Origin of the sequence: Peribacillus frigoritolerans (genome assembly GCF_030676415.1) — a bacterium.
Lineage (GTDB): Bacteria > Bacillota > Bacilli > Bacillales > DSM-1321 > Peribacillus > Peribacillus frigoritolerans_A.
This window is the reverse complement of sequence record NZ_JAUUTW010000064.1, coordinates 1-11866: the sequence shown is the minus strand read 5'-3', so window position 1 is coordinate 11866 and position 11866 is coordinate 1. Positions and strand designations below refer to the sequence as shown.

11 protein-coding genes and 1 pseudogene are annotated in these 11866 nt (G+C 32.2%); 1 reads left to right on the top strand and 11 read right to left on the bottom strand.

The window, feature by feature from the left end; genetic code table 11:
- From Q8G36_RS28225 to Q8G36_RS28180, 10 genes and pseudogenes are all read right to left on the bottom strand, one after another.
- Positions 1 to 95: pseudogene (locus Q8G36_RS28225) on the bottom strand (LysE family translocator); the annotation flags it as partial.
- A gap of 327 nt (positions 96 to 422) precedes the next feature.
- Entirely contained in the window at positions 423 to 875 is a 453-nt protein-coding gene (locus Q8G36_RS28220) for a hypothetical protein (RefSeq protein ID WP_275725991.1), read from the bottom strand.
- Positions 876 to 1004: 129 nt separating this feature from the next.
- Positions 1005 to 1457, bottom strand: coding sequence for a GNAT family N-acetyltransferase (locus Q8G36_RS28215; protein ID WP_305163083.1), 453 nt, complete (start codon positions 1455 to 1457; stop codon positions 1005 to 1007).
- A gap of 39 nt (positions 1458 to 1496) precedes the next feature.
- Positions 1497 to 2072: a histidine phosphatase family protein gene (locus Q8G36_RS28210; RefSeq protein ID WP_305163084.1), complete on the bottom strand. Its 576-nt coding sequence runs from the start codon at positions 2070 to 2072 to the stop codon at positions 1497 to 1499.
- Between the two features lie 179 nt (positions 2073 to 2251).
- Positions 2252 to 2623 (bottom strand): DUF4181 domain-containing protein, encoded by a 372-nt coding sequence (locus tag Q8G36_RS28205; RefSeq protein WP_305163085.1) that lies wholly within the window; start codon positions 2621 to 2623, stop codon positions 2252 to 2254.
- Positions 2624 to 3044: 421 nt separating this feature from the next.
- Positions 3045 to 3974, bottom strand: a complete 930-nt coding sequence (locus Q8G36_RS28200; protein ID WP_305163086.1) for an NAD(P)-dependent oxidoreductase — start codon at positions 3972 to 3974, stop codon at positions 3045 to 3047.
- A 220-nt stretch (positions 3975 to 4194) separates the two neighbouring features.
- Entirely contained in the window at positions 4195 to 4983 is a 789-nt protein-coding gene (locus Q8G36_RS28195; RefSeq protein ID WP_305163087.1) for an alpha/beta fold hydrolase, read from the bottom strand.
- 247 nt (positions 4984 to 5230) lie between these two features.
- Positions 5231 to 5800: a recombinase family protein gene (locus Q8G36_RS28190; protein WP_305163088.1), complete on the bottom strand. Its 570-nt coding sequence runs from the start codon at positions 5798 to 5800 to the stop codon at positions 5231 to 5233.
- Positions 5801 to 6224: 424 nt separating this feature from the next.
- Complete coding sequence (locus Q8G36_RS28185) at positions 6225 to 7907, bottom strand: hypothetical protein (protein WP_305163089.1); 1683 nt, start codon at positions 7905 to 7907, stop codon at positions 6225 to 6227.
- A complete protein-coding gene (locus tag Q8G36_RS28180) occupies positions 7904 to 9025 on the bottom strand; it encodes a DUF4297 domain-containing protein (RefSeq protein ID WP_305163090.1) in 1122 nt (373 codons plus the stop codon). Before Q8G36_RS28180 ends, Q8G36_RS28185 begins: the two co-directional genes overlap by 4 nt.
- A gap of 789 nt (positions 9026 to 9814) precedes the next feature.
- On the opposite strand from Q8G36_RS28180, the gene Q8G36_RS28175 reads away from it, so the two are divergent.
- The gene (locus Q8G36_RS28175; RefSeq protein ID WP_305163091.1) at positions 9815 to 10012 is read left to right on the top strand and encodes an IDEAL domain-containing protein; all 198 of its coding nucleotides are present in this window, start codon (positions 9815 to 9817) and stop codon (positions 10010 to 10012) included.
- Positions 10013 to 10625: 613 nt separating this feature from the next.
- On the opposite strand, the gene Q8G36_RS28170 is transcribed toward Q8G36_RS28175, so the two are convergent.
- Complete coding sequence (locus Q8G36_RS28170; protein ID WP_305163092.1) at positions 10626 to 11675, bottom strand: 2,3-butanediol dehydrogenase; 1050 nt, start codon at positions 11673 to 11675, stop codon at positions 10626 to 10628.
- Between the last annotated feature and the right edge of the window lie 191 nt (positions 11676 to 11866).

The following is an 11866-nucleotide window of genomic DNA, read 5'->3' as shown; positions in this document are numbered from 1 at the left end:
GTTCTAGATATTAAATAAATCATATTAGGACCAGGTGAACAGACCATCCCTAAAGATACTAGAGCAAAAGCGCCTAATGTTCCTAATTCCATCATTAAATTGCCCCCCTTTTCAATCATCACTATACCCGTTAAATAACGTAAATTTCTTCTAATGTACGGTCTCCTCTAAGGCACTTGATGAGGGAAATTCATCTTTATATTCCATAAAAGTCTTAATCAATAAATCCTGAATTAATGGTGCATCTGAAACGTCTGCAAAATATAATATCCCTCTCTCTTTTGTAATAATTATACATTATAAGTTATTTTATACATTATTATTTTACTGTTCTTATTGAACTATCCTGCCCCTTTAGTGCCATAAGAAAAAGGCTCCCTTAGCTCCTCCCTAATTGAATTAGGAATGAATATGGTAGTCTTTTAAACTGATTTTAGTTTTTCTTTTATGGATTGTAATTTTTTGAATTTCTTATCGTAGCTTTGTCTTTCTAACATCTTGTTTACTAATTCAATGGCATCATTTTTGCGATTTGCCTGCAAATAAGCTTCAACTACCTCGTTAAACCCTTTAGAGTACGGAAACTTTTCTTCTTTTGCTAGTTCAAATGATATATCAAAGTAATCGGTTGCCTTTTTATATTGTTCTAACCTTAAATACATTCTGGCATTAGCTAAATTTAATTCAGCACGTTCCAGATTAGTAAGTGTATCTAATTCTAAAGCTTGTTTTCTTAGATCAAGGGCTTTTTCATATTCCTTTTTTTCTTCAAGATAAAAAGATTTGTCATAGAAATGTCCAAACTTTGTTAAAGGTCTTTTGGATTTATAAATTCTATATACGATATAAATTAGAAGTAATAGTAATGCTATCAAGTATTTTTCCCCCTAAGATGGTTGACCGTTCTATTGTGGTTATAAAACCTCCGTTATTGAAGTAAAGCACCCGTTAGTTCATTAAGAAAAGCGATTATTGAATAATCGCTAATCTGAAACATGATTATTTTAGTTATTGCTCTCATAAATTCTTGAACTACTTCCCCAAGGATGGTATCCGTCACCTATATAAGTAAATCCGTATTTTTCATAGTATCCAATGTGGTCAGTACAAAGGAAAACTTTATTGAATCCTGCTTTTTCGGCATCAGCTTTAGCACGTTTAAGTAGCTCTTTCCCTAAAGCCTTACCACGAAAACTATTTTCAATATAAAGGGCACATATCCAAGGCCATAAATCCATACGACTAATAAAATCATTGCTAATAAGACCTGCGCAGCCAATAACTTCACCAGAATCCTCCATTAAATACCAAATAGGAAATGGACTATCCGTTGTTATGCTGTGTGTAATACAGTCCTCATATACTTTCATACTGTTTTCGTTTGCCCATTTGGACTGAAAATATTTTATTGCTTTTTCTTTATACTCTGGATGTTCTCTAACGCTAATAATTTGCATAAGATTTTCCCTTCGGGTATCTTATTAGCGCGATACTTACTAGAGGATCACGCTACACCCATTCATTTTATCTTCATCCCATATACGTTCCAAGATCACTTCATTATTAATACAGTTTATTTGAAAAACGTCAGGATTACTAAGATTTTTCCAACACTCGAAATCAAAGTCACGATTATAATTCTTTAAAAGTAAGGAAATTATATTTCCGTGACTGACGATTACTGTGTTTTCAGTCCCAATTTTAAAGACTTCTTCTACAACATCTACGATTCGATTCATCGCTTCTTGACTTGACTCTCCTCCTTCAAATTTTAATTCCATATCATTAAATGTTGCTTGTAGTTTTTCATACCAATCAGGTAAGTCCGTTGTGCTTAGTGTTCGTTCTGAGAGGCGTTCATCAATCTCTATTTTAATATTTGTTTTCTCACTTAATGGTTCTACTGATTGAATAGCACGTAAAAAGGGACTCGATATTATTCGGTCAATTTTTGCATTACTGAAGAAATCAACTAAATATTTCGCTTGTTTCGAACCTTTTTCTGTTAATTGAGATTCCGAAGGTTGCCCCTGTGCTTCGCAATGTCTGACAATGTAAATCTTCTTTTGCATACAGATCCTCCCACATAAGTAGTAAATACTAGTTTCTATATTTCTCTATAATTTTCCTTCTTGAACTAACCTGCCCCTATAGTTCATTAAGCAAAAAGGCCACCAAATGGCAGCCCCGGTTCTCAACGCACCCGTTACTTTAAGTACAATCCTTCACAATGTCTTATCTGTTCAGTAAACTACTCCAATCCAAATAATTGAAGAAAATACTCAAAATTATACATAATACTTACACTTAACATTAGAAAAATAAGCGTAGTTATATATTGTTTTGAGTTCTTCAGGTACTTCCACTCCAGAATAGACTGAAAACCCAATAATAATATTAAATAGAGTATCCAATACCACTTCATAACATTTGTGTCCTTTGTAATAACAAACGGAATAGTGCATAAAAAGATAACTAAAATAATACCTCTTCCCCATCGGTCAACATTTTTACCAGAAGTTTCGGAAATCTTTTTCTTTTTAACGACAAGTAATTTATTTATTATTTTTTCTAATAAGAACACAAAAATTACAAGAACGATAATTAAAACCCAAATTCCCACACCTAATCCCCCATTTATATCTATGTATTTTATTATGCCATAATATTACCAGTTATTAGTTGAACAAGAAATTCAATCTTTTTTCTTTATGTAGAAGAAAAAAATCATAATTAATAACCAAAAACTCCATACCTCAAAAACACCCGATGAAGACCACATTTCACTTATCCCTGGAGTATTAAAAGTAATATACGTAAGAATAAATGAAACTACAACCAACAATAATTTTAATTTCACTTTTTACACCTACCCCAAAAGTCTGCTTCTGATATATCACATTTTACAGTATCAATGCCAATATTTACTAAAATTAACAAAATAATTTTATTGAACTAAACTGCCCCGATAGTTCATTAAGAAAAAAGGCCGCCAAATGGCAGCCCCCTGATCTCAACTTGTTTGAATGCACTTTGTAATTCAATTAAACAGGAAGAGTATGTTTTTCTAGTAAAGAAAATAATGCTTGTGTACCCTTGTTTTCTTTACCATCGGCTTCAAGCTCTTCATATAAGGATTTAGCTAAATTTAAACCTGGAGTGTATAATTTCATTTCTTCAGCAGATTCAATTGCTATTTTCATATCTTTAATAAAATGTTTAATATAGAATCCAGGTTCAAAATCTCCTTTAATCATTCGAGGAGCTAGATTACTTAAAGACCAACTTCCAGCTGCACCTGTTTCAATACTTTCTAAAACTGTATTCGGATCTAATCCTGCGTTTTTTGCATATGAAATAGCTTCACAAACACCAATCATATTCGATGCGATAGCAATCTGATTGCACATTTTTGTATGCTGACCAGCACCAGCATTTCCTTGTAAAACAATATTTGTCCCCATTAATTTCAAAATAGGTGTAACAGCTTCAAAATTTTCCTTACTTCCACCTACCATGATAGCTAGTTTTGCTTGTTGTGCACCTATATCTCCACCAGAAACAGGTGCGTCTAATGTATTAATTCCTTTTTCTTTAGCTTTTTTATGAATTTCACGAGCTAATATAGGGCTAGAAGTCGTCATATCAATGACATAGGTTCCTTTTTTTGCTTTATGTAATATTCCTTCTTCTCCTAGATAAATTTCTTTTACATCTTGCGGGTAACCTACCATTGTAATAATAACATCAGCTTTTTCGGATAATTCACCCACAGTATTTATCCATGTTGCTCCTCTTTTAACTAAATCTGTAGTGCGTGATTGGGTACGGTTATATACCAGTAACTCATATCCTGCATTTAGGATATGAGTAGCCATACTTTTCCCCATAACCCCAGTTCCAATAAATCCTATAACTCGATGATTATTAGTCATAAATATAGAGCACCATCTTCCTTTGGAATATTTTTTCATTTCCGAATTATACAATTATAGCAGAGTGAATGATTAATATGGAAAAAAATGAAAAATTTTCAATGACCATAAATAAAGCAAAATGAAAGTATGATTTGGGTAAGAATGTACATTAAGAAGGCCGCCAATTGGCGGCCTTCTTATGGCACTAACGCACCCGTTAGTTCTATAAGAAAAGCGAACTTTATTCAAGAATCGCGCCCTTTAGTTGAATAAATATCTATAGTAAATTAGATATAAATTTATGAACTGTCTTATTAAAAACCTTTGGCTGACAAAGATTACTAGGGTCAAAAGAATTTTCGATTACCTTCAACTCCGAATCTTGAATGCAACTCGATACCCGTTCCATCATTTTTTTACCCAATTTAGTATAGTCACCTACTAAACAAAGTGTAGGAATATTAACCTTTAATAACTGATCATTAAATCTAATTCTATTTATTGCTTTTCTTTGGATTTTCATTTCATATGTCCTCATGTTAAGTATAATGCTTTCCATCTCTTTACTAGCTATGGACCATCTTTTATATGAGGATTTTGTTAATTTTGCTAACCACTTTTTAGGCATATGTAAAATCCATGTTTGATTGGCTCCTACCATTGCTAATAGTTTTTGAAGGGAATCAATTGAGGTATCACAGAAACTATCGACTATAACGAGTGCCTTAACAATATCTGGGGATGCAAGGGCTACCTTTTGAATTAAAACCCCACCATATGAAACTCCAATAAATGTTGCTGAAGAAATTTCTAAAAAAAGTAAAAGTTCTTTAATATCTTCTGCTTGTTTATCTAAAACACTTTCCACATTACTATCTAAAAAACCAGAGTTCCCATTACCTCTTAAATCAAGTAAAATAACTTTGAAGTGTTGTTGAAAGTATTCTATTTGTGGCTTATACATTGAGGATGAAGCCCCTAATCCATGTACAAAGACTAATGGCTCTCCTTCACCATAACACTCATAAAATATATTTATACCATCTTTAACTTTTAAATAAGGCATTTACTCACCCACTTTTTTCGACTCCTATTAAATTAACTGCTTCGATCGTTTAAGTACAAACTTTCTAATAACTCATCAGGTAAGTCATTTCTATTTGAGCATAATTTTTTGCCACATTTCCAAAATTCACTTCCATCCATAACCCTCCAAGTGCCTTTTCCAAACTATTCAAATTATAACATATTCTGTATTAACCCTTAATGAACTATCCTGCCCCGATAGTTCCATAAGAAAAAAAGACGATTAGCTATTTGCTAGTCATCTCTTTCACTTTAGCGTAAATAGTGGAACGTGGAACGCCAGTCATTTTAGCTATATCATTAACGCTTAAACCGTTAGAGTCTCTTTCATCATATAGCTTTAACGCCTTCTTAACGTCCTTCTCGTCCTTCCCTTTACGTCCCATATGTTTACCCTGTGCCTTAGCCCTTTTACGTCCCTCAGTGGTTCTATCTTTAATTAGATCACGTTCAAACTCAGCAATAGCCCCCAGCATAGTAAACATTAGCTTTCCTGATGGTGTACTAAAATCGATCTGTTCTTTGATGAATACTAAAGCTATTCCACGTTCTTCTAAATCCTTAGCAATCTTTTGTAAATCAAATGTACTCCTAGCTAGTCTGTCTATTTTGTAAACAACCAGCTTGTCACCTTCCCTTAAATAGTCCAACGCCTTAATCAGTTCCTCACGATCACTTTTAGCACCACTTTGTTTCTCCATGAATATCTTCTCACAGCCATATTCTTTTAACTTCTCTTCCTGTAAATCTAATGATTGATCAATGGTGCTTACACGTCCGTATCCTATAATAGCCATTATGTATAACCTCTTTTCGTTTGTCTAAAAGTTTATTAACTTCTGTAATTTTATTCTAGACTAACTTCTGGACATTTTGAAGGGTTATTTTGAGAGGGATGTCACTTTAGGCGTTAATTTGCGTATATTTCAAGTGCTATTTTGCATGCTAGATCCATTTAAAAGCTTTTGTACGTTTGTTTGAAACTAAGAGCCGAGACTAATTAATTAGTCTCGGCTTTTGATATTTACGATACTGTAATCTAATCAAGCACACCTTAAATATTAGAATAAAAAAAGAGCCAGCAACAATAGCTGACTCACTTAGTTGTTCTTAACATTTTACATATAAATTATTTTTATTTATGTATTGTAAAAAAACATCTAAAACTTCGTACCAGATTTTTCCAGACAGGATTGGTACAAAATTAACACACACCATTATCTATAAAAGATTAATTTTATCAAAGTATACCTTACTTTTGTTAAATATTCTCTCAAACTTATCTTTGCTTAGAAGGTTATATTCATCCTCAAAAACTACTTCTTTCCCTTCAAACTTTACATCTGGTCTATTTACTGTTCCTAGGATTACTTGAGACCCTTTAGGTCTTTTATTAAAAATTAAATTAAGCATTTTTTTATAGTTTTCGTCTCCTTGGTCTTGTTGATTAGGAGAATCTATTACTATAGGACAAAATGTCGAATTAGAATAAATATAGTTAACATTTAAAACACTATAATAATAAGCTAATAATGCTCGAGGTTGATTACTACCTTTTTCTTTAATATTGGCATTTATGTTACTATACTTTTTAATGTCTACTTTAGGCAGGTTAAGCTCATCCATAAAGGTTTTGATGTATTGTTGATAGGCATTTATGATATTCTTTATTTCTTTAGGATTACTTAATTTCTTCTTGGCCTTTTGTAATTCAGATACTCTCTTTTCTATTTTTAACTTTTGGCTCTCTTCTTCTATTAAATCTTTTTTAATCTTATCTCTAAATTGCTTTTTTCCCTCTATCCTAACGATGTCATGGAATTTTATAGTACCATTTTTCTTATCCATTAAAAATCTAAGTTTAGATACCTCTTCCACTTTCTCATGAAAAACTAATTTTTTTTCTTCTATGTTTTTAATTACTGTATCTAGCTTAAGTTGTACTTCGTTTAAGAGCTGATAGCACATTGCTTCATTCTCAATTGTTTCAAGCCTATCGTTAAAATCAGTTTCATGTGTTTGACCACATTTTGTACAAATTCTTTCATGAGCTTCATACTGTACTTTAAGTCCTTTAATTGTTCTTTCAACATCATCTTTTTGTTGATCTAAAAGTAGCTTTTCGTCATAATAATCCATTAAAACGGCTTTATATTCATCCTGTATTAACTGTAATCTACCTATTTCATTATTCAATTGCTCTATTTCGTTCTGGAATTCCTCAATATTAATATCAAAAGAAGAAATCTCTGTTAACTCTTCATTATATTTTTTTAATGCGTACTGTAAAGAATGGATATTAGACGTCAATTGATTCAAATTATCTTTACATATTGAAATCTCATTACAAACTTCAAAATATTCATCCTTTAAAATACCAAAGTGATACTTCTTGACTATGTCTGACCAATTAGAGAGTTGGCCAAGACTTTCAAAGGAATCCCAATTTTTGCTCCAGCTTTTATCTTGATCAATATAGAATGGAAGAAAAAAGTATGAGGGTGGGGGGATAATTTGTTTACCATTTCTATCTTGCAGAGTTAACTTATAGTCTAATAGGCTTGCAATTTGAGGGGCTAATTCCTCTGTTATTTTAGACCATGTCCCCATAAGTTCTTTCTTATCATTAAATAATGAAAAAGTTCCGTTATTATTAATCAGTATGTACTCTTTATAATCTATACTGAAATTCAAAATATGTATAACTTCATCATCTTTCCATTTTTGATCAAAGTCTACCTTGGCTCCAAAAGTACTATAGAGACTTTTAATTACAGAAGATTTACCTGTTTTATTTTTATTATTACTGTAAATTACAGTTATACCTTGATCAAACTGTATTTCGTTGGCTGTTCTATTTTTTAGTGAAAGTAATTGTAACTCTTTAAATACCATGCTCTTCATAATGATCCTCCATCATTAGTAGACAATACTAAGTATTCCATTAGTGCTAGGGACTTTACATAATATTCATCAAATATTTCTTCAGGAAAACTTTGTGATATTTTTTGATAATCACTATAGGTTTGTTCCATAAGTTCCACATAAGTTTTACAAGTTTCCATCCGTGCTTGAACTAAGGGTATAATGGTAAAAATTAACTTATCTAGTAAGATGTGATTAGACTTCATCTTATCTAGATGACACTTTTTCCAGGCATAATTGTATTTATTTAGTATTGATAAGGAATATAAATTTGAATTATAGAGCTCGTCTTTAACCTCTTTCCAAAATTCATCATAAAGAGTTGAAGGTACCAATCTTTTTAGTATTTTTGTTATGGTACTACCCCCAACTGATTTTTTCTCTAATAATTCAGTCACAGTCTGCAAGGAGTATTCATAGTCATTCTTTATATCAATTTCTCCATATAACGCCTTATAGAAAAGATCCGTATTTACCTTTTCGTAATCGTTTTTGATTAAAAAATTATTTACTATACCTAACGCATGTGATTTATGGTCTCCTAAGCTTAAAGGAGTAACTATTAAATTGGTTATATTAAAAATTTCATTACAATCTTCTTTAGCGAATTCCTTCTTTATTGCGGTAAGAACCTTTTCTTTTTCTTTAGAACATATGTGATTCAACGAGATGATTGATAGTCCTGAATCTTTTGCATTTTTATTATTACCTAATTTAATGTTATATGTAGTATTTGAAACAAAGTTTAAGGATAAAGTATTTTCCGGAAAATTAAGTTTGTTATTATACAGTTTGCCTAATTTAGAGTTTAATAATTTTTGTTCTCCTTTATCCTGTTTTAGGAGGCTAGGAAGTGTCCAAGATCCATTTGTTCTAGTTTTTATTTGATAAAAAGATGCTTTCTCTGGAGTATACTCAGAATCAAGAATTAAAATATCATCGTGATAATCTAAAACTAATAAGAAGTCTGATTGTTCCTCATATAATTCGAGTGCCTTCATAAGTGCCCAATCTTTTTGATAAGTAAATCGATTTGACGAACGAGAACCACTATTTTCAGGTGGCCTAACACTCACTAGCTTATCCATTATAGTCATTTTATTCACCATTTTATAATTAGTATTTATTATCAATAATAAACAAATATTAACTATAAAGTAATATATTTTTAATCTTAACCCTCAAAAATACAAATTAAGGGGACACAATGTTATTATGTTACATTAAGAAAATAGCTTCGAACCCTTGATACAAAAGGGTTTGAAGCTATTTTAGTTTTGATTTTTTTATAAAAAAGTTTGATCATTTTCTACCTATGATCTCAACAATCGCGCCCTTTTGTTGAAGATCGGTATTACCTTTTTCTTCATTCAATAAACATAATAACACCCACAAAGATCACACTTTTTTCTTTATTATTTAGTAATTTCCTTTTCAGGCAGCACCAATATTACAAATAAATATTTTAATAATTTATATGTATAAAAGAATAATAGCTTGGGAATCATAAGGATAAAGCAGTTAAATAAAGGGGGTAAAATAGTGTCAAGTGAAAGTAAATTAACGTTGTCTGATTTTGTTAATAAAGATCGCTTTGAACTAAACTCTTATCTTACCTATTTGATCCATCAATTTTATGATAATGATCCGGACCAGTCTAAAGATAGAATGGTATAGATTAACGATTAAGTAAACTGAATGAATAAAAGTTTTTGAGATGAATTAAAAATATTCTTGTTTAAAGACACATAACTGAAGGTTTCAATGAGTTTAAACTTTCAGATGTAAACTCATTGCAATATATACTATGGAACTACCGAGCGAAATATTTGAATAGTCTGAAAACTATTAGTATAATAGAAAAAAGGTCAAGGAGTTGGTTTCCTATGGAAAGGAATTTGGTTAATACACCACCACAACCTGAAGTAAACGTCAAGGATTCTGAAATTGTTGAAATGATGTTAAACAAAGCCCTTCGTAATTTCCGAAAAGAGCAAATCCGAAAAGAGATTGACCAGTCATTACAGGATCGAAACAAAGAAGAATTCCTACGATTAACAGGGGAATTGAAAAATATTTCTTAAAATATTGTATTATATATCGAGATGATTTTGAAATGAACTTCATAATCATTGATTATCGGCATTGAAAAAGGATCTTCAAACGAAGATCCTTTTAGCTGCTTGTTCAATTAAAGCGCCCTTTAATGGAATAACTAAGATATGCCCTCAGCCTTAAAATCGATTAATTGTTCTTCTATTAACGCTACCCTACCCTGAAGGTTCTATCGAACATTTATTTATGTAAAGTAATTTTACTAAAGCGCCCGTTCGTACTATAAGGACAGCCAGAAATTTTTCTGGTTGACCATTTTTTATATCGATATATGATAGCTGTAGCCGGGGTAGAAAGTAAGCACCCGTGGGTCTTGACTCCGAAAATTAAACCGTTCGCCCCCTACTTGTAGACACATGTTTGAGGCTGGTTGGGACTATGATCTCGTATAACAAACGAAGCTATGATACTACAAGGAGGAATTAGGGGTAACCGGTAAAAATTTATTGTGGGTCAAAATCATCTCTTTCGGGACTAGGATTTGCTAAAATGTGCTATGACACAATCCTAGAATATGGCTTACAAGAGAAGGCAGCCTATATATGGCTACCTTCTTTTTACACTTTATATAAAACAAATGAATTACATTTCCCCACTTAATTTAACTAGAATTTTAGCTTGAGATTTGTCATTTGTTAATGCTTCAAAGCCTTTTTCTACGATTTCATCTAGTTCAATTTGAGACGTAATGATACCTTGTGGTTTTAATTGTCCAGTACCCATTAAATCAACTGTTTGTTGGAATGAAGTTGGTGTATAAGCAATTGTTGAAGTAACTTTAACACCTGTGTTAGTTAATTGCATTGGGCTCCACTCAATAGAATGAGCAAAAATTGATACGATAACAACTGTACCACGAGCACGAGTCACATCGATTGACGATTTAAATGTTGGTGCAACACCTGCTACTTCAAATGTAACATCCACACCATCTGGAGCATATTGTTTTACTGCTTCAACTGGATTGGTTTTTCCAGAGTTAAATACTTCTGTAGCACCAAGCTCTTTTGCTTTTTCAAGACGTGTTTCAGATAAGTCAAATACAAAGATTTTACTTGCACCAGCTGCTTTTGCTGCAATTACTGTTAATAACCCGATTGGACCAGCACCAAATATGGCAACTTTATCACCAAATTGCATTCCACTTTCTTTTACTGCTTGTACTGCTACTGCAGTCGGCTCTATTAAAGCACCATCTTGTAAAGTTAATGTATCTGGTAATTTGTAAACATTATGCTCTGGAGCATTTGCATATTTAGTAAAACCACCATCGCCATGTAGTCCGATAAAACTAAAGCCATCATAGCTATCAATGTCTTCTGGTTTGTTACCATGTGTAATGGTAGGATTTATAACTACTCGATCACCTACTTTGAATTTTGTAACTGCTGGACCTACTTTTTCTACAACGCCTGCAAATTCATGCCCCATTGTAATCGGAGCTACCTCACCAGTTAATTCATCAGGTGCGTCTACTGGCACAAAAACAGGCCCTTCTTGATATTCATGTAAATCTGAGCCACAAATACCAGCCCAAGCTACACGAACTGTTACTTCATTATCTTTTAATGCTTTTAATTCTCTTTCTTCTACTCGAATATCTTTTGGACCATACCATACTGCTGCTTTCATTTTTCATACCTCCAAAATTTTAAAATTAACATTATCTCGAATGAACTATCATGCCCCTTTAGTTCCATAAGAAACTTCTATGGCGGCGCTCCTCGCCGCCACCATCTACTACGAAAATCTAATCTCAAAAATAGAGTCTAACCCATTAACCCCTTGACGATAATGGAAAATAACAATACAACCAGGCTGAA

Bases quoted from the DNA above. Each gene is read 5' to 3' on its own strand.
- Q8G36_RS28210 (WP_305163084.1), bottom strand. From the start codon at position 2,072: ATGCAAAAGAAGATTTACATTGTCAGACATTGCGAAGCACAGGGGCAA.
- Q8G36_RS28180 (WP_305163090.1), bottom strand. From the start codon at position 9,025: ATGACTATAATGGATAAGCTAGTGAGTGTTAGGCCACCTGAAAATAGT.
- Q8G36_RS28170 (WP_305163092.1), bottom strand. From the start codon at position 11,675: ATGAAAGCAGCAGTATGGTATGGTCCAAAAGATATTCGAGTAGAAGAA.
- Q8G36_RS28175 (WP_305163091.1), top strand. From the start codon at position 9,815: ATGGAAAGGAATTTGGTTAATACACCACCACAACCTGAAGTAAACGTC.
- Q8G36_RS28190 (WP_305163088.1), bottom strand. From the start codon at position 5,800: ATGGCTATTATAGGATACGGACGTGTAAGCACCATTGATCAATCATTA.
- Q8G36_RS28200 (WP_305163086.1), bottom strand. From the start codon at position 3,974: ATGAAAAAATATTCCAAAGGAAGATGGTGCTCTATATTTATGACTAAT.
- Q8G36_RS28215 (WP_305163083.1), bottom strand. From the start codon at position 1,457: ATGCAAATTATTAGCGTTAGAGAACATCCAGAGTATAAAGAAAAAGCA.
- Q8G36_RS28185 (WP_305163089.1), bottom strand. From the start codon at position 7,907: ATGAAGAGCATGGTATTTAAAGAGTTACAATTACTTTCACTAAAAAAT.
- Q8G36_RS28195 (WP_305163087.1), bottom strand. From the start codon at position 4,983: ATGCCTTATTTAAAAGTTAAAGATGGTATAAATATATTTTATGAGTGT.